Origin of the sequence: Alkalihalophilus sp. As8PL (assembly GCF_040939795.1) — a bacterium.
In the GTDB taxonomy this organism is placed as follows: Bacteria; Bacillota; Bacilli; order Bacillales; family Bacillaceae_D; genus Alkalihalophilus; species Alkalihalophilus lindianensis.
Map to the genome: position 1 here is coordinate 3,418,674 of NZ_CP162551.1, position 24,272 is coordinate 3,442,945.

The 24,272-nt window shown below is 39.5% G+C and carries 23 protein-coding genes; all 23 read left to right on the top strand.

Annotated features, from left to right (window positions below):
• Positions 1 to 49: 49 nt before the first annotated feature.
• The 23 genes from AB3N04_RS18790 (at position 50) to recA (ending at position 24,237) form a co-directional block, all read left to right on the top strand.
• Positions 50 to 1,252, top strand: a complete 1,203-nt coding sequence (locus AB3N04_RS18790; protein ID WP_368506100.1) for a M16 family metallopeptidase — start codon at positions 50 to 52, stop codon at positions 1,250 to 1,252.
• A gap of 91 nt (positions 1,253 to 1,343) precedes the next feature.
• Positions 1,344 to 1,586, top strand: coding sequence for a YlmC/YmxH family sporulation protein (locus tag AB3N04_RS18795; RefSeq protein ID WP_317122659.1), 243 nt, complete (start codon positions 1,344 to 1,346; stop codon positions 1,584 to 1,586).
• 199 nt (positions 1,587 to 1,785) lie between these two features.
• Positions 1,786 to 2,661 carry a dipicolinic acid synthetase subunit A gene (gene dpaA / locus AB3N04_RS18800; protein WP_368504093.1) on the top strand — a complete coding sequence of 292 codons (876 nt, stop codon included), beginning with the start codon at positions 1,786 to 1,788 and terminating at the stop codon, positions 2,659 to 2,661.
• 61 nt (positions 2,662 to 2,722) lie between these two features.
• The gene (gene dpaB, locus AB3N04_RS18805; protein ID WP_368504094.1) at positions 2,723 to 3,316 is read left to right on the top strand and encodes a dipicolinate synthase subunit B; all 594 of its coding nucleotides are present in this window, start codon (positions 2,723 to 2,725) and stop codon (positions 3,314 to 3,316) included.
• Between the two features lie 153 nt (positions 3,317 to 3,469).
• A complete protein-coding gene (gene asd / locus AB3N04_RS18810) occupies positions 3,470 to 4,519 on the top strand; it encodes an aspartate-semialdehyde dehydrogenase (RefSeq protein WP_368504095.1) in 1,050 nt (349 codons plus the stop codon).
• 15 nt (positions 4,520 to 4,534) lie between these two features.
• On the top strand, positions 4,535 to 5,761 hold the full coding sequence (dapG, locus tag AB3N04_RS18815) for an aspartate kinase (RefSeq protein ID WP_368504096.1): 1,227 nt from the start codon (positions 4,535 to 4,537) through the stop codon (positions 5,759 to 5,761).
• 39 nt (positions 5,762 to 5,800) lie between these two features.
• A complete protein-coding gene (gene dapA, locus AB3N04_RS18820) occupies positions 5,801 to 6,676 on the top strand; it encodes a 4-hydroxy-tetrahydrodipicolinate synthase (RefSeq protein ID WP_368504097.1) in 876 nt (291 codons plus the stop codon).
• 338 nt (positions 6,677 to 7,014) lie between these two features.
• The gene (locus tag AB3N04_RS18825) at positions 7,015 to 8,682 is read left to right on the top strand and encodes a ribonuclease J (protein ID WP_368504098.1); all 1,668 of its coding nucleotides are present in this window, start codon (positions 7,015 to 7,017) and stop codon (positions 8,680 to 8,682) included.
• Positions 8,683 to 8,800: 118 nt separating this feature from the next.
• Positions 8,801 to 9,556 (top strand): ClpP family protease, encoded by a 756-nt coding sequence (locus AB3N04_RS18830; protein WP_368506101.1) that lies wholly within the window; start codon positions 8,801 to 8,803, stop codon positions 9,554 to 9,556.
• A complete protein-coding gene (locus AB3N04_RS18835) occupies positions 9,553 to 9,774 on the top strand; it encodes a YlzJ-like family protein (protein WP_368504099.1) in 222 nt (73 codons plus the stop codon). The genes AB3N04_RS18830 and AB3N04_RS18835 overlap by 4 nt, the downstream gene beginning before the upstream one ends.
• Before the next feature lie 142 nt (positions 9,775 to 9,916).
• Positions 9,917 to 12,274, top strand: a complete 2,358-nt coding sequence (locus AB3N04_RS18840; protein WP_368504100.1) for a DNA translocase FtsK — start codon at positions 9,917 to 9,919, stop codon at positions 12,272 to 12,274.
• Positions 12,275 to 12,312: 38 nt separating this feature from the next.
• Positions 12,313 to 13,038, top strand: a complete 726-nt coding sequence (locus AB3N04_RS18845) for a GntR family transcriptional regulator (RefSeq protein ID WP_368504101.1) — start codon at positions 12,313 to 12,315, stop codon at positions 13,036 to 13,038.
• A gap of 33 nt (positions 13,039 to 13,071) precedes the next feature.
• On the top strand, positions 13,072 to 14,346 hold the full coding sequence (locus tag AB3N04_RS18850; protein ID WP_368504102.1) for a M16 family metallopeptidase: 1,275 nt from the start codon (positions 13,072 to 13,074) through the stop codon (positions 14,344 to 14,346).
• Between the two features lie 2 nt (positions 14,347 to 14,348).
• Positions 14,349 to 15,644 (top strand): M16 family metallopeptidase, encoded by a 1,296-nt coding sequence (locus AB3N04_RS18855; RefSeq protein WP_368504103.1) that lies wholly within the window; start codon positions 14,349 to 14,351, stop codon positions 15,642 to 15,644.
• A gap of 1 nt (position 15,645) precedes the next feature.
• Entirely contained in the window at positions 15,646 to 16,368 is a 723-nt protein-coding gene (locus AB3N04_RS18860; protein WP_368504104.1) for an SDR family NAD(P)-dependent oxidoreductase, read from the top strand.
• 72 nt (positions 16,369 to 16,440) lie between these two features.
• Positions 16,441 to 16,692, top strand: a complete 252-nt coding sequence (locus AB3N04_RS18865; RefSeq protein ID WP_317122672.1) for a DUF3243 domain-containing protein — start codon at positions 16,441 to 16,443, stop codon at positions 16,690 to 16,692.
• A gap of 277 nt (positions 16,693 to 16,969) precedes the next feature.
• Positions 16,970 to 17,737 (top strand): DUF3388 domain-containing protein, encoded by a 768-nt coding sequence (locus tag AB3N04_RS18870; RefSeq protein ID WP_317122673.1) that lies wholly within the window; start codon positions 16,970 to 16,972, stop codon positions 17,735 to 17,737.
• Between the two features lie 21 nt (positions 17,738 to 17,758).
• Positions 17,759 to 18,649: a helix-turn-helix domain-containing protein gene (locus AB3N04_RS18875; RefSeq protein ID WP_368504105.1), complete on the top strand. Its 891-nt coding sequence runs from the start codon at positions 17,759 to 17,761 to the stop codon at positions 18,647 to 18,649.
• Between the two features lie 136 nt (positions 18,650 to 18,785).
• Entirely contained in the window at positions 18,786 to 19,280 is a 495-nt protein-coding gene (locus AB3N04_RS18880) for a YajQ family cyclic di-GMP-binding protein (protein ID WP_317122675.1), read from the top strand.
• Positions 19,281 to 19,314: 34 nt separating this feature from the next.
• The gene (gene pgsA / locus AB3N04_RS18885) at positions 19,315 to 19,893 is read left to right on the top strand and encodes a CDP-diacylglycerol--glycerol-3-phosphate 3-phosphatidyltransferase (protein WP_368504106.1); all 579 of its coding nucleotides are present in this window, start codon (positions 19,315 to 19,317) and stop codon (positions 19,891 to 19,893) included.
• A 12-nt stretch (positions 19,894 to 19,905) separates the two neighbouring features.
• Positions 19,906 to 21,156: a competence/damage-inducible protein A gene (locus AB3N04_RS18890; RefSeq protein WP_368504107.1), complete on the top strand. Its 1,251-nt coding sequence runs from the start codon at positions 19,906 to 19,908 to the stop codon at positions 21,154 to 21,156.
• Positions 21,156 to 22,775, top strand: coding sequence for a DEAD/DEAH box helicase (locus AB3N04_RS18895; RefSeq protein ID WP_368504108.1), 1,620 nt, complete (start codon positions 21,156 to 21,158; stop codon positions 22,773 to 22,775). Before AB3N04_RS18890 ends, AB3N04_RS18895 begins: the two co-directional genes overlap by 1 nt.
• Positions 22,776 to 23,187: 412 nt before the next feature.
• Entirely contained in the window at positions 23,188 to 24,237 is a 1,050-nt protein-coding gene (gene recA / locus AB3N04_RS18900) for a recombinase RecA (protein WP_368504109.1), read from the top strand.
• Positions 24,238 to 24,272 lie beyond the last annotated feature (35 nt).

The window sequence follows — 24,272 nt, forward strand, 5'->3', positions numbered from 1 at the left end:
GGGATATAGATTGATACAGAAGATTGAACTAGATAATGGTGTGCGAATAATGGCAGAAACGATTCCTACCGTAAGATCCGTCTCAATTGGGGTGTGGATTGGCACAGGTTCCCGCTTTGAAGATAAACATGAAAATGGGATTTCACACTTTTTGGAGCATATGTTCTTTAAAGGAACAAATACGCGTAGTGCAGCTGACATTGCAGAAGAATTTGATAAAATTGGTGGTCAAGTAAATGCGTTCACTTCAAAAGAGTACACTTGTTACTATGCAAAGGTACTAGATGAACACGCACCGATTGCGGTTGATGTATTATCAGACATGTTCTTTAACTCGAAGTTTGAAGCGGGAGAACTTAAAAAAGAGAGAAATGTCGTATTAGAAGAAATTAAAATGGTAGATGATACACCAGATGATATCGTGCACGATCTCCTTAGCAAGGCAGCCTATAGTGATCATTCACTAGGTTATCCTATACTAGGAACGCAAGATACGTTGAAAACTTTTGATGAAGAAGCTTTGCGTTCTTATATGGATCGTTATTACACAGGTGACCATGTAGTTATTTCTGTCGCTGGTAATATTACAGAGGAATTAATTGATTCGATTAAAGAAATCTTTTCGGCTGTCAAACCAACATCTTTTGAATACAAGGCATCTACGCCTATCTTCCATTCTGAACTGATTACAAGAAAAAAAGAGGCAGAGCAAGCTCATCTTTGCTTAGCATACCCAGGACTTCCAATTGGTCATGAAGATGTTTACTCTCTTATCTTGTTAAATAATTTACTTGGTGGAAGCATGAGTAGTCGTCTTTTCCAAGAAATAAGAGAAAAGAGAGGGCTTTGCTACTCAGTATTCTCCTACCATTCATCTTATCAAGATAGTGGGATGTTAACCGTGTATGCAGGAACTGCACTAGAGCAATTAGATGAACTAGTTGTGGCCTTAAATCAAACAACGACTACTCTTAGAGAGCAAGGGATGAGTGAGAAGGAACTGCATAACGGCAAAGAGCAATTAAAAGGTAGCTTGATGTTAAGTTTAGAAAGCACAAACTCAAGAATGAGTAGAAATGGTAAGAATGAATTGATGTTAAAACGTCATCGTACACTTGATGATATTATTAATGAAATTAATAAAGTGAGCCTAGAAGATGTTAATCGTCTTGCAGATACCATTCTCTCAACCGATCCAGCTATTTCATTAATTAGCTCAACTGGCGAAGTACCATCTTCACTTAAATCTTAACCGGAAAAAGACCAGCCACTACAAGGCTGGTCTTTTTGGGCTTCCTCAGTCATATACTACTCGTATAATCACAATAGAGCGGAGGGGGAGCATGCGTTTAAGTGAAATTAGCAATAAAGAAATCATTGATTATCAAAAAGGGGAACGAATGGGCATTTTAGGTCAAACAGATCTATTAATTAATGAAGAAACCGGTGAAATAGAAGCTTTTATTATTCCTACAATGAAGTGGTTTGGTTTTGGGAAAAAAGAAAAGGAAGTAACCGTACATTGGAATCAGGTAAAAAAAATCGGTCAGGATATGATCATTATCGATATGGGTTACTACGACTGAAGAACACATTGCTTGGGCAATGTGTTTTTTTTGTTTAGTTTACGTTCAATAATCACAAAAAGAGGCCGAGGTTCATTCACTTATTAATAGGTTTTTACATATGCTATCGTGAATCGAAACAGATATTGTTACTCCCTCCAAAGCAACTACGGCTACGTTTGGGGGCGAAAGCTACTTTAGGAAAGGGGTAGGGACGCTAATGTTAACAGGAAAAGCGATAGTCGTCATCGGGGGTGACGCAAGACAGCTTGAAATTATCAGGAAATTATCAACACTTGATGCAAAGCTATCATTAGTAGGCTTTGAACAATTAGATGATGGCTATATTGGTGCTTCAAAACAAGCCATGGATGAAGTCAAATGGAGTTCAGTCGATGCGATCTTACTCCCCGTTAGCGGCATGAACGCTAATGGTGAAATAGAAACAATCTTCTCAAATGAGAAAATCATATTAACCCCTGATATAGTTCGCCAAACACCAGAACATTGTACGATCTATTCTGGAATAACCAACGAAACCCTAAATAATTGTGTAAAAAAAGCAAAGCGAAAGTTAGTGCAGTTGATGGGTAGAGATGATATCGCAATTTATAATTCGATTCCAACTGCTGAAGGGGCTATTATGATGGCCATTCAACATACGGATATTACCATTCATAGTGCTAAAATAGCTGTTTTAGGTCTAGGTCGCGTTGGTATGTCTGTAGCTAGGACATTTGATGCATTAGGAGCAGATGTATCGGTAGGGGCCAATGAGTCTCATCAATTAGCGAGAATTACAGAGATGGGTTTAAAGCCATTTCATACAGATAAGTTAATCGATGAAGTATCGACAATTGATATATGTATTAACACTGTTCCAGATCTCATTATTACAGCAAAAGTATTAGCAGAAATGCCGCTCCATGCTCTCATTATTGACTTAGCATCAAAACCCGGTGGAACGGATTTTAGATATGCAGAGAAAAGGGGAATGAAAGCTTTACTAGCACCAGGTTTACCTGGAATCGTTGCCCCGAAAACAGCAGGTAGAATCTTAGCAAATGTGTTAGCTGATCTCTTACAAGCGGACTAAGAATCCCTGTGGCATCATCACTATTTAATTTATTAAGTGCTTTATTATAAGGAGGATTATTATGTCTTTAGAAGGGAAACACATTGGGTTTGGTTTAACGGGATCCCACTGCACATATGATGCCGTTCTACCAGAGATGAAGAAGCTAGTCGATTTAGGCGCGAAAGTCACGCCATTTGTCACATATACGGTAGAGTCAACGGATACTAAATTTGGTGAGAGTGAGGATTGGTTAACTAAGATTAAAGAAATCACTTCAGAGCCAATTGTGAACTCGATTGTAAAAGCAGAACCCTTTGGCCCGAAAACACCCCTCGATTGTATGGTGGTGGCGCCGATTACAGGAAATTCAACGAGTAAATTTGCTAATGCCCTAACGGACTCTCCCGTCTTAATGGGGGCAAAAGCAACCTTAAGAAATGGTAACCCAGTCGTACTTGGAATCTCTACAAATGATGCACTTGGATTGAATGGGGTCAATATTATGAGGTTAATGGCTACTAAAAACATTTACTTTATTCCATTCGGTCAAGATGATCCTGTTAAAAAGCCAAACTCGTTAGTGGCTAGAATGGAAGCATTAGTGGATACAGTAGAGTCTGCCATAGCTGGCATCCAATATCAGCCTGTACTCGTAGAAAAATTCAAAGATTAGCGGTTAGACGAAGTTGCACAAATGCTTCTTTTCCCTTAAAGTTTAATAGAGGAAATTGACGAAAAGTTGAATTTATTGTGCTATAATCAGTTCAATTGCGTCAAGATACGTCTATCTATTAAACTTATGAACGCAGGAAGGGGAACAACAAAAATGACAACAACATCAACCTATCATGTAGCTGTTGTAGGAGCAACAGGTGCAGTCGGACAACAAATGCTAAAAACATTAGAGGAACGCAATTTCCCAATTGGGAAATTAACCTTGCTTTCATCCAAGCGTTCAGCTGGTAAAGAAATTACCTTTAAAGGTGAAACGTATATTGTTCAAGAGGCAACTCCAGAATCATTTGAAGGAGTTCAGATTGCTCTATTTAGTGCGGGCGGTTCTGTATCAAAAGCGTTAGCACCAGAAGCGGTAAAACGAGGTGCCATTGTTGTTGATAATACAAGTGCTTTTAGAATGGACCCCGATGTTCCACTTGTAGTACCAGAAGTTAATGAAGAAGATCTACGTAATCATAATGGGATTATCGCGAACCCAAATTGCTCTACTATTCAAATGGTCGTAGCTCTTGAGCCTATGCGTAAGCAGTATGGATTATCAAAAGTAGTTGTTTCTACTTATCAAGCTGTATCTGGTGCTGGTCTTGAAGCAATTGAAGAAATGAAAGATCAAACAAAAGCTATTTTAAACGGAGAAGACTTCACTCCTGAGATCCTTCCAGTAGGTGGAGACAAAAAGCATTACCAAATAGCATTTAATGCTGTTCCGCAAATTGACTTATTCCAAGAAAATGGATATACATTTGAAGAAATGAAAATGATTAATGAGACCAAGAAAATTATGCATATGGATACACTGGAAGTAGCTGCTACTTGCGTACGACTACCGATCGAAACAGGTCACTCTGAATCAGTTTATATCGAAACAGAAAAGTCTGGCGCTACAGTGGATGAAGTGAAAGCATTACTACAAGAAGCTCCTGGGGTTACTTTACAAGACGATCCCACCGAGCAGCTTTATCCAATGGCAGCTAATTGTGTAGGAAAAGAAGATGTCTTTGTCGGTCGAATTCGTCGCGATCTTGATCGTGATAATGGATACCATATGTGGATCGTGTCAGATAATCTTCTAAAAGGTGCTGCATGGAATTCTGTCCAAATTGCTGAAAGTCTTGTTAAATTACAACTTTTATCGTAGAAGAGTAGGTGTCTTATGAAGATTATAGTTCAAAAATTCGGCGGGACATCTGTCAGGGATGAAGAAGTCCGTAAAAAAGCGGCCCAACATGTATTAAAGTCTGTTCAAGATGGTTACAAGGTGATCGTTGTTGTATCTGCAATGGGTCGTAGTGGTGAACCATATGCTACAGACACACTTCTTCAATTAGTGGATCACAATCATATTTCAAAAAGAGAACAAGATCTTCTTGTCTCATGTGGTGAAATCATCTCTTCAGTCGTATTTACTGAATTGTTAAATGAACTTGGAGCAAGTGCTCAAGCCTTAACAGGTGGGCAAGCAGGCTTTAGAACGAATGATGACTTTACGAGTGCTAAAATTCTAGAAATGCGCTCAGATCACTTGAAGAAACTGCTAGAGCAGCAAGATGTCTTGGTCGTTGCCGGTTTCCAAGGGCAATCAAAAACAGGGGAAATGACCACTCTAGGACGTGGTGGAAGTGATACTTCCGCCACTGCTCTTGGAGCAGCTGTTGGCGCAGAATGGGTAGATATCTTTACGGATGTAGAAGGTGTTATGACTGCTGATCCCCGGATTGTATCCGATGCGCGTGCTCTTGATACTATGACTTATAATGAAATTTGTAATATGGCTTATCAAGGGGCTAAAGTTATTCATCCACGTGCAGTTGAAATTGCGATGCAAGCAAAAATTCCGATCCATATTCGTTCAACTCACTCAACGAGTAGAGGGACTCTTGTAACGTCTATGCTTTCTGAAAAAGCGGCCCAAGATGTCCAAGATCGCACGATTACGGGTATTGCTCACTTGTCTAACATTACGCAAATTAAAGTATTGGCTAAAGACGGGCAATTTGACTTGCAAGAGAAAGTGTTTAAAGCAATGGCAAATGAAAAAATCAGTGTCGATTTCATCAACATTAACCCTAGAGGCGTCGTCTATACGGTTTCAGATGAAGTGGCAGATCGTGCGATTGCCATTTTAAGAGAAATGGGCTATGAACCTGAGGTACAGCGTCATTGTGCGAAGGTTTCAGCTGTTGGAGCAGGTATGAGTGGTGTACCAGGGGTAACAGCGAAAATTGTAGGTGCATTATCACGTGAAAACATTCAAATTCTGCAATCTGCCGACTCTCATACAACGATTTGGATTCTTGTTAAAGAAGAGGACATGAAAAAAGCTGTGAATGCACTCCATTACATGTTTCATCTAGAAGAAGCAGGGAATAAGCAACTGTAATGAGTCAGCTAGAATTGCTTTTGTAAGGAGTTGGGAGACATGGATTTTGGCCATGTATGGACGGCTATGGTTACTCCATTCGATTCTGTGGGAAATGTTGATTTCGATAAAACGAAAAAACTGATCGATTATTTGATCGATCATGGCACAGAAACGTTGGTTATAGCGGGTACAACCGGAGAGTCCCCTACATTATCTGAAGAAGAAAAAGTAGCTTTATTTCAATTTGCTGTAAAGTATGTGAATAAAAGAGCGTCAGTTGTAGCTGGAACGGGCACGAATAATACTGCATCATCCATTCAACTGACAGAAAAGGCACAATTGGCTGGTGTAGATGGTGTCATGCTTGTCACACCATATTATAATAAGCCTTCGCAACGTGGCTTATATGAGCATTTCAGCACAATCGCTGCATCCACTGATTTACCAGTGATGCTTTATAATGTACCTGGTAGAACCTCGGTACATCTTGGGGCAGATACAATTATAGAGTTAGCAAAAACCAAAAATATTACAGCTGTGAAGGAAGCAAGTGGCGACCTTGAACAGATGGCTTCGATTATTGAGAATACAGCAGATGACTTTTTTGTTTATAGTGGTGATGATTCCCTTACATTGCCTGCTCTATCGATTGGAGCAGATGGAGTCGTATCCGTTGTATCACATGTAGCTGGTCGCGAGATGCAGAAGATGATTCAGGCTTTTATTGCCGGTAATGTGGAGAGTGCTGCACAAATACACCGATCCCTTCTTCCGGTGATGAAAGCGATGTTTCATGCGCCCAATCCTACTTGTGTGAAGTATGCATTGCAAGTAATTGGAATAGATGTTGGTGGCATCAGACTACCGCTTGTTCCTTTAACGAAAGATGAGCAAAAGTTTGTTCTTTCCACCATACAAGAGTCTAACCTATAAGGTTAGGCTTTTTCTTTGTTTTCGTTTCATGATAATGGAAGTTGAGGAAGTTCAGTCTTGTGTTTCATTTCAAGAATAAGGTATACTAATTGCAAGTGATTCGTACGGGTTGTGAAGAGCAACAACGGAAATGTTGCTTTTTTCTTTATTCGGAACCAACTTTGCCAAAGGAAGCGAACGGTTCAAAGCGTAGAGTAGTACTGAAGTAAAGTGAAGAAGACGAATGATTTATTATAGTAATAGCGTATTAGAAAATGATTTTTTCCACCGTATATACAAGTGGAAAAATCCTTTTTCTTTTCATACAACGTTTAATTTATATTTAGGAGGAACGCCAAGTGTCAAAGCAACAGACAGAGAAAGTACGTGTTTTTGCCTTAGGTGGAGTCGGAGAAATCGGCAAAAATATGTACGGAATAGAAGTAGACGACGATATTATTGTTGTCGATGCAGGTTTAATGTTTCCAGATGATGATATGTTGGGAGTTGATATTGTTATTCCTGATGTGTCGTATTTATTGGAGCAAAAAGATCGTGTGAGAGGTATCATTTTAACGCATGGTCATGAAGATCATATCGGCGGGTTAAGTTATGTATTAAAGAAATTGAATGTTCCAGTCTATGGAACAAAATTAACCCTTGGTTTGGTTGAAGAAAAGTTAAAAGAAGCGGGTATCATCCGCCAAACAACACTGAAGCTGATTGATTCAAATTCACGTATTAAGGTTGGTTCAACAGATGTATCATTCTTCCGCGTGAATCACAGTATTCCAGATTCTGTTGGAGTCTGTGTTGAAACATCTCAAGGTGCAATCGTACATACAGGTGATTTCAAATTTGATCAAACACCAGTCGATGGGAAGCAAGCTGATATCGGCAAGATGGCTGCAATAGGCTCAAAAGGAGTTCTTTGCTTGTTATCTGATAGTACAAATGCGGAACGTCCTGGAACAACGAAATCAGAAACAGAGGTTGGACAAGGAATCGCAGATGTATTTGAACATACTGATGGGCGCATCATTGTTACCACTTTCGCATCAAATGTTCATCGTGTCCAACAAGTTATCCATGCAGCTGTTAAGGCCAATCGTAAGCTAGCGGTCGTTGGAAAAAGCATGGTTCGAGTGATTACGATTGCATCAAAACTAGGCTATCTAAAAATGCCAGATAACCTTTTAATCGATATCGATGAAGTTGGAAAATACAAGGATCATCAACTTGCGATTGTGACAACTGGGTCTCAAGGCGAACCGATGAGTGCATTAACACGAATGGCAAAAGGAGCGCATCGTCAAATTACGATTACTGAGCAAGATACAGTGATTATTGCAGCTTCAGCTATTCCGGGGAACGAAAAGTCTGTATCGGCTATTATCGACAAGCTTCATCGTATTGGTGCGGATGTTGTTTACGGACAATCAAAAGTTCACGCTTCAGGCCATGGTAGTCAAGAAGAATTAAAATTAATGCTTAACCTAATGAAACCAAAATTCTTTGTTCCGATTCATGGTGAATTCAGAATGCAACATGCTCACCGTTCTTTAGCGATTGAAGTAGGAGTAAAAGAAGAACATATCTACTTAGTAGATAAAGGTGAAGTCGTTGAATTTACAAAAGGACAAGCGAGAAGAGGCGGAAAAGTTCCTTCTGGTAATGTCTTAATCGACGGTTTAGGAGTAGGTGACGTTGGTAACATCGTATTAAGAGATCGTCGTCTCCTATCAAAAGACGGGATTCTTGTTGTGGTCGTAACTTTAAACAAGAAGACTGGAGAAATTGTCTCGGGTCCAAATATCATTTCACGAGGGTTTGTGTATGTTCGTGAATCTGAGAAATTACTTGATGACTCGAACGAATTGGTTAGCACGATTCTTAAGAAATGTGTAACGGAAAATGTCAATGAGTGGTCTTCGTTAAAAAGTAATGTTCGTGAAGGGTTAAGTCGTTTCCTATTCGAACAAACAAAACGTCGTCCAATGATCCTTCCAATTATTATGGAAGTATAAAAACAACGAAAAGACATGCTAAAGCGGCATGTCTTTTTATTTTGTCAGTAGAATGATTTATCACTTTGCCGCTCATACTATTTGTACAGAACAATGAAGGAGGGCACAAGAGATGTCGATGGAATACTATCATCAAGAACAACAAGATCAACCACAAGCCCCGCAATCACCTCAGAAGGAACAAAAAGGATCAGGAATTCTAGAGAAAATACAAGAGTTAGGGCAAACTAATGTACCTGATATGGACACGTCAAATATTCATTGCATGACGATTATTGGTCAAATTGAAGGTCATATGCAACTGCCGCCTCAAAATAAAACGACAAAGTATGAGCACATCATTCCGCAACTCGTAGCAGTCGAACAAAACCCTAAAATTGAAGGGTTGCTATTAATTTTAAATACAGTTGGTGGTGATGTGGAAGCAGGACTTGCCATTTCTGAGATGGTAGCTTCTATGTCTAAGCCAAGTGTAACGCTTGTATTAGGAGGAGGACATTCGATTGGGGTACCAATTGCTGTAGCCGCTAATTATTCTTTTATTGCCAAGACAGCTACGATGACAATTCACCCTGTAAGGCTGACAGGTCTTGTTATCGGTGTACCGCAAACATTTGAGTACTTAGATAAGATGCAAGAGCGCGTGATTAGTTTTGTGACTCAACAATCAGGAATTTCAGAAGAGAAATTTAAAGAGCTAATGCTTTCTAAAGGGAATTTAACAAGGGATATTGGAACGAATGTAGTGGGTACAGATGCAGTAGAGTATGGTTTAATCGACGAAGTAGGCGGGATCGGGCAAGCGTTAAAGAAATTAAATGCACTCATCGATGCAAATAAGCCTGTAAAAGATGAGGGGGACATGGTGCAATGATTTTATACACAATGATGCCTCATGAACAAATCTTTCCACAAGATGAATCCGTGTATGCGACCCAGCAAGTCGTCAATTGTGCCGATGGCCAACTCATAGTCGAACAAGTAAATGCAAGTCAATATAAAATTGTTCGATTAATGAGCAGCAATCCGATGAGCTATTTAAATCCTGGCTATTCTCCAGGCACGATTATTCAAGCAAAACCTCAATTTTAGCTATGTAGACCGATCCGTTATTATGCTATAATTAATTTAATCCAAGCATGGTCGAAGCAGCCAATTTTGGCTGCTTCTTCACTATGTGTGTTCGTTTTGAAAAAACGGATTAAGCAGGTTGTAGTAAAATGAGGTGAAATTGATGGCAAGACGTAAAAAGAAAAAAAAGACCGAGTGGAAATCACAGCTTACATTTGAATTGATTGGACTCGGATTATTAGTGATTGCCGTCGTTACTTTGGCAAGATTAGGGACAGTTGGGGAGACATTTGTTAGACTGTTTCGATTTTTCTTAGGCCAATGGTTTGTGATTTTAGCGGGCGGATTATTAGTCGTTGCTCTTTATATTATGATTAAACGGAAGCGACCAGCTTTTTGGTCGAGAAGGATGGCAGGTTTTTATGTGATGGTCCTCTCCCTAACGCTATTTAGTCATGTTGGTTTGTTCCATCATTTAAATAACCGTGAAGGGTTTCAAGATCAATCGGTTATTCGTAACACATGGAACTTATTTTGGATGGAGATGAGAGGAGAGGTCCCTCCTACAGACCTAGGCGGAGGAATGATTGGCTCGATCGCTTTTGCTATAAGTCATTTTCTCTTTGCAGAAGCAGGTACATATTTTTTATGTTTCATTTTGTTTGTCGTCGGGATGATTTTACTAACAGGCCGTTCACTCTCAGAATTGGTAGGACGTTTATTCAAAAGAGTTTACGTTTTTGCGGCAGATACAATCCTATCATTTTTTGATGAGTTGAAAACGATGAAAGAAAAGACGAAACAAAAAATGACGGATGAAAAAGAGGCATATGAAGAACGGAAAAAACAACGTAAAAAACTTCATGAGGATGAGCCCGAAGAGGTAGTGACAGAACAAGAAGAAATAGAGCCTGAGATCGTTGACTTTACACAAAAGGCCTATCAACAGCCGTTACAAGATACCACTAGCCAAACGAAGGCCACACCTGAAAAAGGAAAAGATCAAAAGACAAGTGAACAAGAAGACGAGGAGCAAACGGCAGATACCGTTCCAGTTTCACTCATAACTGCTGATGAAGCGAACGAGGCGTACAAGCTTCCTGCTCTGGATATGTTAAAGCTCCCTAATAATACCGGTCAATACAATGAAAAAAGGCAACTTACTTCTAATGCCAGAAAGCTCGAACAAACGCTTGAGAGCTTTGGGGTAAAAGCAAGAGTTTCTAAAGTTCACCTAGGGCCTGCTGTGACGAAGTATGAAGTGAACCCGAGTGTGGGCGTGAAAGTGAGTAAAATTGTTAATCTAGCAGATGACCTCGCCTTAGCACTAGCGGCAAAGGACATTCGCATGGAAGCTCCCATTCCTGGTAAATCAGCGATTGGAATTGAGGTGCCAAATCAAGAGGTGGCGATCGTAACGTTGAGAGAAGTTCTTGATTCTGAACGCTCCAAAAAGGATGACCATGTATTGGCGGTTGGATTAGGAAGAGATATTTCAGGTGAACCAGTGCTTGCTCCATTAAATAAAATGCCACATTTACTTGTTGCGGGAGCAACCGGTAGTGGGAAGAGTGTTTGTATTAATGGTATTATTACAAGTATACTCATGAAAGCGAAGCCTCATGAAGTGAAGTTAATGATGATTGACCCAAAAATGGTTGAGCTTAATATGTACAATGGGATTCCACATCTATTAACTCCTGTAGTGACTGAAGCTAAAAAAGCATCACAAGCACTAAAAAAAGTCGTTGCTGAGATGGAACGACGCTATGAATTGTTTTCTCATACGGGCACAAGAAATATTGAAGGTTATAATGAACTTATTCATAAACAAAATAAAACAGAAGAAGCGAAACAACCAACGTTACCCTATATTGTTGTGATTGTTGATGAGTTAGCTGATTTGATGATGGTAGCTTCAGGTGATGTAGAAGACTCGATTGCCCGACTTGCTCAAATGGCTCGTGCTGCTGGTATTCATATGATAATTGCGACTCAAAGACCTTCTGTTGATGTAATTACAGGTGTAATAAAAGCAAATATCCCTTCTCGAATTGCCTTCGGAGTTTCCTCTCAAACAGACTCGAGGACGATTTTAGACTCTGGTGGGGCCGAAAAGCTGCTTGGCAGGGGGGACATGTTGTACTTGCCTATGGGTGCAAACAAACCAACAAGAATTCAAGGTGCTTTTTTATCCGATAATGAGGTAGAAGAGATTGTGGACTTTGTTATTTCACAACAAAAAGCTCAGTATCAAGAAGAAATGACACCAACAGAGGCTCCTGAAGTAAAAGATAAGGTCAATGATGATTTGTATGACGATGCTGTTCAATTAGTAACTGAAATGGAAACTGCATCAGTATCCATGTTGCAACGACGGTTTCGTATCGGTTACACACGCGCAGCAAGGTTAATTGATGAAATGGAAGTAAGGGGGATTGTTGGTCCTTACGAAGGTAGTAAACCGCGTGAAGTTCTCGTTTCAAAAAAAGAAAATGAAGATATAGATGCTACATCGTAAAGTGGAGAGAGAGAATAAGAACTAAAGGAGTGGAGACTTTGATTAAAGCAGATCATCGTCCGTTGTATTTACAAGTGATTGATCGAATTAAAGAGGATATAGAGAATCAAGTGTATGAAGAGGGAGAAAAACTGCCTTCTGAATTTGAATTATCAAAACAGCTTGGGGTAAGTAGAGCTACATTACGCGAAGCGCTACGTTTATTAGAGGAAGAGGGAGTCGTTGTAAGGCGTCATGGCGTCGGGACATTTGTTCACACGAAACCTTTGTTCTCAGCAGGAATTGAGGAATTGTATAGTGTAACGGACATGATCAAACAAGCCACTATGGAGCCTGGGACGATCTTTTTATCTTCAGCTGTACGCGAAGCAACAGATGAAGATCGTCGTCGCTTTAATCTAGAGGATCTAAAAGAAGTTATGGCGATTGAACGAGTCAGAACGGCTGATCAGGTTCCTGTTGTCTATTGTTTAGATAAGGTTCCGAATCAATTGCTTGAGAATCACTCCATACATGAGACAAAGTCGATCTTCAATTACTTAGAAGAGATTGGACATTCGATTTCTTATGCCGTCACATATATTGAGCCAATCGGCTTTCATGAGCGTGTCTCTGAAACGTTAGAATGCGATCCAGAAACATCTCTTCTATTGTTAAAGCAAATTCACTATGATCAAAGTGAACGACCTCTCCTCTATTCTTTGAACTATTTTAGAGCGGATAAATTTAAGTTCCACGTAGTAAGAAAGCGCGTTAAGGCATAAACTATGCATGAATGGTAAAAAGGAGATGATTTTATGCAACTTACGGAACAAACAAAAGAGTTCAAAGGACTAACGATCCATACTATTAAAACGGATCGTTATAAAACCAATACATTAATGTTAATGATAAAAGCTCCATTAGAGCGTGAAACGGTGGCAATGCGAGCATTGTTGCCTCATGTGTTGCAAAATGGAACAGCTAAATCTCCTTCTAGAAAAGAGGTTCGCGGACGACTTGATGAATTATACGGTGCAATGTTAGCTTCTGATGTTCAAAAAAAGGGAGAGCAGCATATTATAACGATTCGTTTAGATGTTGCGAATGAGAAGTTCTTAACGGACCAGACACCATTATTTGAAGAGGGTATCAAATTATTATCAGAAGTACTATTAGACCCCGTGCTTGAAGGAGAAGCCTTTAAATCATCCATTATTGAAAGTGAAAAACGATCATTAATACAACGGATTCAATCTGTTTATGATGACAAAATGAGGTATGCAAACGTTCGAATCACAGAAGAAATGTGTAAGGATGAACCATTTGGTCTTACCGCATACGGTACGGTTGAACAAGTGGAAGCGATTACACCTGAATCTTTATTTAGTTATTACAATCAATTACTTAAAAATGATCGAATTGACTTTTATGTGGTTGGGGATATGGAAGAGTCAGAGGCGATTGGAAAAATCGAGAACTATTTTACGTTCTCTAACCGAACACCTGTTGATCAAGTTCCTGCAAGTTCAGAAAGCCCGAAAGTTAAACAAGAGAACATTGTGACTGATGAGCAAGATGTTAAACAAGGAAAATTGCATATTGGTTTCCGTACTTACACAACGTTTGCAGATGATGATTATGTAGCGATGCAAGTATGTAATGGCTTGTTCGGAGGATTCTCCCATTCAAAACTTTTCATCAATGTGCGCGAAAAAGAAAGTTTGGCTTATTATGCAGCATCTAGGTATGAAAGTCACAAAGGGATTTTAATGGTGATGAGTGGCATCGAATTTGCAAAGTATGACCGTGCCGTCACGATTATTAAAGAACAGTTAGACGCGATGCGCGATGGTGATTTTACAGATGCAGAGCTAGATCAAACGAAAGCAATGTTGAAAAACCAAGTGCTCGAGACATCCGATGTAGCGAGAGGGTATGTAGAACTTTCTTACCATCAAATTGTAAGCGGACATAAGCGTTCTTTAGAAGATTTACTTAATGAAATTGATCAAGTTACTAAGGAAGATGTCATTCAAGCCTCTAAAAAAGTGGAACTTGATACGATTTATTTCTTAAAAGGGGAGGAGTAAAAATGAAGCCAGTAACGTTTAATCAACTAAACGAAACGTTGTATCATGAAACGTTAGAAAATGGGCTTGATGTCTATATCCTTCCTAAAGAAGGGTTTAACAAAACGTTTGCTACGTTTACAACGAAATATGGCTCAATCGATAATAAGTTTACACCGCTTGGGAGTAACGAGCCTATTCATGTGCCAGATGGAATTGCCCATTTCCTTGAGCATAAAATGTTTGAAGATGAGAATGGCGATGTGTTTCAAGATTTCAGTAAACAAGGTGCCTCTGCAAATGCTTTTACGAGCTTCACCAGAACAGCTTATTTATTTTCAAGCACATCCAATGTTGAGAAAAACCTTGATACATTGTTAAATTTTGTTCAACACCCTTATTTCACTGAAGAAAGTGTTGAAAAGGAAAAAGGGATCATTGGACAGGAGATCACGATGTACGATGATAATCCAGACTGGAGAGCTTATTTTGGTGTCATTGAAAATATGTTTGTACATCATCCTGTAAAACTTGATATTGCAGGAACGATCGACTCAATTTCCAAGGTGACAAAAGATTTATTGTATACTTGTTATGAGACATTCTATCACCCAAATAATATGCTTCTGTTCGTCATTGGGCCGGTTGATGCTGAGGAAATTATGAAACAAGTGAAAGACAATCAAGCTCAAAAAACGTTTCCAAAACCAGAGGCAATCAATCGTTTCTTTGACGATGAACCAAATGAAGTGGCCACTGAACGAAACGTGATTAAAATGCCAGTCCAGACACCGAAGTGTTTAGTAGGGTTTAAAGAGTCTAACCCAACAAGACAAGGTGAAGAGTTATTAAAGCACGAATTATCGATAAACATCTTGCTTGATCTCATGTTTGGTCAAAGCTCTGCTAATTATCAAAAATTACATGAACAAGGCTTGATTGATGATTCATTTTCATTTGATTACTCTGCAGAAGAAGGATTTGGATTTACGATCTTAGGTGGCGACACCAAAAAGCCAGATGAATTAGCTGATGCTATCAAAGAAATGATTACTGACTTCAAAAAATCATCACTTGATGAAAAAATAGTGAATCGCGCGGTCAAAAAGAAAATCGGCTCATTCCTACGTTCACTAAATTCACCAGAATACATTGCAAATCAGTTTACCAGATATCAGTTTAATGAGATGAATTTATTCGATGTGGTACCTACATTAGAAGCCATAAATTCAGACCAGTTAAAAGATGTCTTAGAAGAACATTTTGATTTCAAACGCTTTACTGTATGTCAGGTGAAAGCGGAAGATGCGGGGAAGTAAGATGAAAAACATTTTGATTACTGGAGCGTCACGCGGGATCGGAGCAGCGATTGCAAAAGAGCTAGCTGCACCCGGGTGCGCTCTCTTTTTGCATTATTATCAAAGTAAGGAATTGATCATGGAAGTAAGCAGAGAATGCGAACAACGAGGCGCTCTTGTCCATATTATCCAAGCTGACTTGAGTCAGGCAACTGGAGCCAAAGCGATTCTTGATGCGCTTTATGCTCAAATTGACATCGTCATACATAATGGTGGAACCAGCAGTAGTGAACTTTTTACCGAATTGACTAATGAAGCACTAGAGGAGTTAATCAATATCCATTTGCTTAACCCGATGAAGATTACTCGCGAATTGTTGCCACATATGATTAAAGAGAAAAGAGGCAAAATCATCGCTATCTCATCTATATGGGGGCTTACTGGAGCTGCTTGTGAAGTAGGTTATTCAGCAGCAAAGGGTGGGTTAAACAGCTTCATTAAAAGTTTAGCGAAGGAAGTCGCGATGAGTAATATCCAAGTAAACGGGGTGGCACCTGGTGCTATTTCAACAGATATGCTTAGCGATTATTCAAATGAGGATATACAATCATTGGAATTGGACATCCCAGCTGGTACATTGGGTCAGCCTCAAGATATTGCAGACGCTGTAGCGTTTCTTTGCTCAGATAAATCGAATTATATCAATGGACAAATATTATCAGTGAATGGTGCTTGGTATTGTTAAAAGGGATGCATAAAAAGGAACCTCTTTTGAGAAAATAATCATGTAGTACATTTTCTTTAAGGAGGGGCTAATATGTCTGTACTCGATAATTGGAACCAGTGGAAAGACTTTTTAGGTGATCGTCTTGATCAAGCTCAACATGAGGGTATGAACGAGAATGTTGTTTCAGATGTTGCCTATCAAGTTGGCGAATACTTGGCTCAACAAGTTGAACCTAAAAATGAGCAAGAGCGTGTTTTAGCTGAAATGTGGAAAGTTGCTGACGAAGCTGAACAGCATGCGATTGCAAATATGATGGTTAAATTAGTTCGTAACGAAGGATAACAAAGAAAAACGTCGCAAACGCTGCGACGTTTTTTCTATGTTAGGAAAATAATTTATGATAAAGGTATAGGAAGGGTAACAAGTCTATAGTAAAATATGTGTTCCTTCTTCTTTTTGTTTATTTCACGATTTAAACGGACAAAGCTCTTTCAATTACAAGTAAAATCCATTATCATTAAGAAGTAGTGAAATATAGATGAATTTGTCAAATTGTACAAGTGTTAATGAGTTACCTAGATGCTTCTTATTCCATGATAGAAAGGTGACGTTATAACAAATGAAAGAATGGTACTTAGAATATCAAATTCATAATAATAGACCAGGTTTACTAGGAGATATTTCCTCTTTACTAGGGATGTTAAAGATTAACATTGTCACAATTAATGGTGTGGATGATATGCGTCGTGGTATGCTAATTCGAAGTGCTAGTGATGATCAAGTGGCCAGATTTCATGCTATTTTACATACTATTGACAGCATTACAGTTCGTAAATTTCGTGAGCCACATTTAAGAGATCGTTTAGCCATTCGTCATGGGCGTTATATTGAGCGAGATGCAGATGATCGCAAAACGTTTCGTTTTATTCGTACTGAACTAGGTTTACTTGTAGACTTTATGGCTGAATTATTTAAACGTGACGGTCATTATTTAGTTGGTATCAGAGGAATGCCTCGAGTGGGTAAAACAGAATCGATTGTTGCTGCAAGTGTATGTGCCAACAAGCGTTGGTCGTTTATTTCTTCTACTTTGCTTCGTCAAACGGTCAGAAATCAATTAGCTGATGACGAGTTAAGTGAGGATCATATTTTTATTATTGATGGAATTGTTTCAACGATGCGTTCAACTGAGCGCCATCGCACGCTAGTAAGAGATATTATGAGACTTTCGGCTGTGAAAGTGGTTGAACATCCTGATATTTTTGTCCGTGAAACGGAATATGAGCTTGAAGATTTTGATTGTATTATTGAACTTCGAAACAATGAGAAAGAGAAGATTTCTTATGAGATGATGGAATCGGGTTTTTCTTCATTTGATATTAGTTAAAGTTGTAGGTAGGTGTTTAGAGTGTCAGAATTAGGTCAATTTTTAAGGGAAACACGAGAACAAAAGGGACTGTCTCTTGAAGATCTCCAACGTACTACAAAGATTCAAAAACGGTATTTACTTGCAATTGAAGAAGGGCGCTTTGATACGTTACCTGGCCTTTTTTATGCTAGAGCATTTGTAAAAACTTATGCTGAAGCTGTAGGTTTAGACCCTGAGCCATTATTTGAGCAATACAGAAGTGAATTGCCCAACCCTCAGAAGGAAGCGATTGATTTACCTTCTAGGTCAGAGCGGTCGAAGTCTGCCGTCCGTCCAACGAAAAAGTCTTCATCTAAAACACCGGCATTTCTGCCTGCTGTTATAGCGCTAGCATTTTTAGTAGTGTTAGCATTAGGTATATGGCTGGTCACCACAAATATTGGTGGTGAGAGAGATGCTGCCATGGCTCCTGATCCAGAGGAGAATGTAGATGCTGATTTTTCAGACCAGGCAACAGAACCAGAAGAACCTGAGGCAGATGTAGAGCCTGATACAGAAGAAGAACTAGTTGAAGAAGAGCCGGCGGTTGAAGAAGAGGAAGAAGAAGAAACGGCTTCTAGCGAGTTAAACGTAGTCGATAGCAGTGGGAATACGACGTTTTACGAATTAGAAGGAGATCGCTTTGATGTGGTCATTCAGTTTAGTGGAAGCTCATATGTTGATGTGAAAGATGCAGAGGGTTCATTTATTTATAATGGTACACCTGCAGATGGAGATGAATTAACGTATGAATTTGATGGAGAAGAAGAAGTCGAGTTTAATTTCGGTGCTTCTCAAAACGTAACCTTAATCATTAATGATGAGGAAGTAGAATTTGAGTTAGATGCCATCCATCAGAAAGTTAATGTTGTCAATAATTCTAATGAATAAAGGAAGAGAGTAGCGTATTCTGCTACTCTTTTTTTGTTTGGAACAAGAGGTCCTACATGTTTCTCAAATCAGTCCATAATATGGTACAATATGAGGTAGCCTTTAGAAAAGAGATAGGGAATGGAGTGACACGCATATGGCAAAAGAGCATTCATTTGATATTGTTTCAGATATTGATGGGCAAGAGGTCGATAATGCAATTGTCCAAGCAATGAAGGAGATCGGAAATCGTTATGATTTTAAAGGGTCTAAAAGCTCGATTGAAAGAACAGACGCCGATCACATTACGATTATTTCTGATGATGAATACAAGTTAGAAAGTGTTATTGATATTCTACAATCTAAATTTATTAAGCGTGGTCTTTCTCAAAAAGCAATGGATTATGGGAAAATTGAACGTGCCCACGGCGGTACTGTGCGCCAAGTCGTCACATTAGTAAAAGGGTTAAGTGCTGATCGCGCAAAAAAAATCACGAAACTTATTCGAGATGAGAAGCTAAAAGTGAAAGCACAAATTCAAAATGAACAAGTGCGCGTGACGGCAAAGAGTATTGATGACCTGCAGCATGTCATTCAGGTAATGAAACAGCAGGATTTCGACTTCCCTGTTCAATTTGTCAACATGAGATAACTACATAGCATACTGATGAAAGAAGGGACGTTTGGTGAATTTACCTAATAAAATTACAATTTCAAGAATCTGTTTAATACCGATTTTTATGATCTTCTTATTAGCCCCCTTACCTTTTGGAGAATGGGTATGGCTTGGGGTAACGATCCCGGTTGCTCATTTTATTGCCGCGCTTCTATTTATTTTTGCAGCAGCGACTGATTGGTTAGATGGGTACTATGCACGTAAATTAAATCTTGTGACGAACTTCGGGAAATTTCTGGACCCACTTGCAGACAAATTATTGATTACAGCCGCTTTGATCGGTCTTGTAGAGCTAGGGCTCTTGCCTGCTTGGATGGCGATCATTATTATTAGTAGAGAGTTTGCGGTAACAGGTATTAGACTTGTGGCTGCAGCTGACGGTCAAGTGATCGCTGCCAGTAATTTAGGGAAATGGAAAACCGTTTGGCAAATCATCGGGATCTCTGCATTGATGCTTTACAACCTTCCTTTCGAAGCGTTATCAATCCCTTTTGACATGATCTCAATTTGGATTGCTACAATTTTAACTTTATTATCAGGAATTGATTATTTTATGAAAAATCGTCATGTGATTTTAAAGTCAAAGTAAGGGGGAAGGACCATGAGAGCCGAGATTATTGCAGTAGGATCAGAACTTTTACTTGGCCAAATCGTCAATACAAATGCACAATTCTTATCGGTTGAGCTGGCTAATCATGGTATTGACGTTCATTACCAAGTTGTAGTCGGGGATAATACAAGGCGTTTAAGTGAAGTCGTTACAACGGCTGCTAATCGGTCAGATTTAGTCATTCTAACTGGCGGTCTTGGACCAACGAAAGATGACTTAACGAAAGAAACAATTGCTGATTTTTGTAATAAAAAGCTTGTATATGATGAAGATGCGTTGACATCAATTATCGCATTTTTTGAAAAGCGTAAGATCACAATGACTGATAATAACAAGAAACAAGCACTTGTCATTGAAGGAAGTCGCGTGCTTCCTAATCACTACGGGATGGCACCTGGTATGGTTGTTGAAGCTGAGACGTGTCAATTCGTCTTACTGCCAGGTCCACCTAGAGAGATGGAGCCAATGGTCGTAGAGCAACTGAGACCTCTCTTACAAAAAAGTAATGTGAAAAACGAATCAATTACATCAAGAGTACTTCGTTTTTTCGGCATTGGGGAATCAAAGCTTGAAGTCATGATTGATGATTTGTTAAGGGCGCAGTCAAACCCAACCATCGCCCCTTTGGCAAGTGAAGGGGAGGTTACATTAAGACTCACGGTAAAACACCATGACTCATATGTAGCAAATCAACTACTAGATGAGACCGAAGCGGCTATTCAAGCGCGTGTAGGAGAATTCTTTTATGGTTATGGTGAATCGACGCTAATGAATGTCTTAATCTCTGAGTTGAAAGAGCAAAAGCTTACGATCTCTTCTGCTGAAAGCTTAACAGGAGGTCTTTTTGCAAGTGAACTGACCTCCATTGCTGGTGTTTCTGATATCTTTATTGGTAGTATTATCTCTTATGCTACAAAAGTGAAGGAAAATAGCTTAGATGTGTCGAAAGAATTAATTGATAGCCACGGCGTAGTTAGCGAACCGTGTGCCGACCAAATGGCAAAAGCAATCAAACAGAAGCTTCATTCAGATATTGGTATAAGTTTTACAGGAGTCGCTGGACCTAGTTCCCAAGATAACATCGCACCGGGGGTTGTCTTTATCGGCATTTGCCTCCCGGATAACAAATGCACCGTTTATCAAATAAACGTTGGTGGGAATAGGGAAGCGGTTCGTCATCGCGCGATTAAATATGGATGTTTTTATTTGTTGAACGAATTGAAAAGGTGGAATTTAGCATAATGACGTACTTTAGTGATTTTCAAATTTCAGAACCAATTAAACGAGCAATTAAAGATATGGGGTTTGAAGAACCATCCCCGATCCAAGAAAAAGCTATTCCAGTCATCTTAGAAGGTGGCGATGTCATCGGTCAAGCCCAAACAGGTACTGGTAAAACAGCAGCTTTTGGTATTCCAGTTATTGATAAAGTAACCGAAGAGCGTTATGTTCAAGCGTTAATTTTGACGCCTACAAGAGAGCTTGCGATTCAAGTATCTGGTGAGCTTCAAAAGTTGTCAGCCCATAAACGAATTAGAACGATTCCAATTTATGGTGGACAATCGATTGGGCATCAAATTAAGTCATTAAAGCAAGGAGTCCAAGTTGTGATTGGTACACCTGGACGAATTCTTGATCATATTAGAAGAAAAACGTTAAACTTGAATAAGGTGCATACGATTGTATTAGATGAAGCAGACGAAATGCTGGATATGGGTTTTGTCGATGACATCGAGTCGATTTTGCGTGAAGTGAAAGGTGCTAGACAGACTCTATTATTTTCAGCAACGATGCCACCGGCTATTAAAAAGCTTTCTCGTCGCTACATGACTACACCTAAAATTGTGACCATTAATAAAGGTGAAGTGACGGCTCCTTTGATCAATCAACTTTATTACAAGGTCCTTGAACGTAATAAAATCGATTCATTATGCCGTATTATCGATAGTGAAGAAGTGGAGTTAGGTATTCTATTTTGCAGAACGAAAAAAGGTGTTGCAGAACTAACCGAAGCCTTGCAAGCTAGAGGGTATTTAGCTGATGGCTTACATGGTGATCTTACTCAATCTCAGCGTGATGCTGTGATGAAGAAATTTAGAGATTCATCGATTGAATTTTTAATCGCGACAGATGTTGCAGCTCGTGGGATTGATGTTGAAAATGTCACACATGTTATTAACTATGATATCCCTCAAGACCCTGAAAGTTATGTGCACAGAATTGGTCGAACAGGACGTGCAGGTCGTAAAGGGTTAGCTCTCACACTCGTAACTCCTCGTGAAATGAAGCATTTGAGATCGATAGAAAACGAGATTAAGATGACCATTCCGTCTCAAAACGTTCCTACGATTGAAGAGGTGGTTGAAAAGCAACAAAGCTCGTGGCGTAAGCTGATTAATGACACGATTGAAACAGGTGGAAAGGACTTTGAACTGTTTAGCCCGCTTGTAAAAGAAGTGCTTGCTGATCATAAGCCTGAGGAAGTTGTGGCAGCTCTACTTAAAATGAATTTCTCGGCTGATTCTACAACGGATGAAGCCGGATATAACTTCGGTGAAACAGGAGGAGCCAAAGGGATGGTTCGATTCTTCATTAATGTTGGGCGCAATGTAAACATGAGCCCTAAAATTTTGACCGAAGAAATTTCTGAGCTAGTTGGTATTCCTGGAAAAGCAGTCGGCCGGATTGATATTTTTGAAAACTTCACCTTTGTGGAAGTCCCAGAAGAAGTAGCGCCTTTTGTTTACGAGGCTCTACGTTATTCAAGAATTAACGGTGCTCGTGTTAATCTTGAGCCAGCAAAGCCACGACCAAAGCGTGAAAACCGTGTACCACGCCCAACCAAAACGCATTCTTCATAATGAATTCCTCGATGAGGCTGAGACATATTTAAAAGGTTTAACTTAGGGTACGAACGAAGCGCTAAATTAGCGGATGAAATATACGTAGACCTCCTACGGGATAAAAAGCAGAGGTGAGACCCCACAGTGCGTAGCACGAGGAGGCTCACCAGCTTCCCGTGGAAAGCGAAGTATATTTCAGGAGCGGTATACGTTGACCGCATCAGTAATGTTCGATTTTCCATAAGTTTAAATACTTTTGTCCCAGCCCCATTCTTCTAAAATACCCCCTCTCCATTAACTTACTATTCAAAAACCGAATAAATGTTCGTAAAAACTATTGGCAAATGACTCAAAAGAAGGTATGATGAATAAGAAGAACGATTCAATTAAACATATTAATAGATATTTTTTTATAGAGGAGAGATGATTAATGGGTGATCGTAAAGCAGCTCTTGATATGGCACTGCGCCAAATCGAAAAGCAATTTGGTAAAGGTTCGATAATGAAGCTTGGTGAACAAGTGGACCAACGAGTTTCTACTGTATCTAGTGGAGCGTTAGCACTTGATATCGCACTAGGAGTAGGCGGATATCCACGTGGTCGAATTATCGAAGTATACGGACCGGAATCTTCAGGTAAAACAACAGTAGCACTTCACGCGATTGCTGAAATACAGCGTAATGGTGGACAAGCTGCATTTATTGATGCGGAGCATGCACTTGATCCTGTATATGCTCAAAATTTGGGTGTTAATATTGATGAATTATTATTATCTCAACCTGACACTGGGGAACAAGCGCTTGAGATTGCTGAAGCATTAGTTCGTAGTGGTGCGGTTGATATGATTGTTATTGATAGTGTGGCGGCACTTGTACCAAAAGCTGAGATCGAAGGAGATATGGGAGATAGCCACGTTGGTTTACAAGCACGTCTAATGTCTCAAGCATTACGTAAGCTTTCGGGTGCTATTAGTAAATCGAAAACGATTGCTGTGTTCATTAACCAAATCCGTGAAAAAGTTGGGGTTATGTTCGGTAATCCTGAAACAACTCCTGGTGGTCGTGCTTTGAAATTCTATTCTTCTGTTCGTCTAGAAGTACGTCGTGCGGAAACGTTGAAGCAAGGTAACGATATGGTAGGGAATAAGACCAAGATTAAAGTGGTTAAGAACAAAGTAGCTCCTCCTTTCAGAGTAGCTGAAGTAGATATCATGTATGGTGAAGGGATCTCAAGAGTAGGTTCGATTTTAGATATCGCAGCTGAACTTGATATTGTTCAAAAAAGTGGGGCGTGGTATTCGTTTAACGAAGAACGTCTCGGTCAAGGAAGAGAGAATTCTAAGCAATACTTAAAAGAAAATCCAGCTGTTGCTTCTGAAGTTGAAACGCTTATTCGCGATCACCACGGTTTAAATGGTGAAATTAAAGTTGAGCCAGCTACTGAAGAAGAGCTTGATGATGTACCATTAGATTTGAAATAAGGAAATCAAAGGATAAGCACCTATTGTAGGTGCTT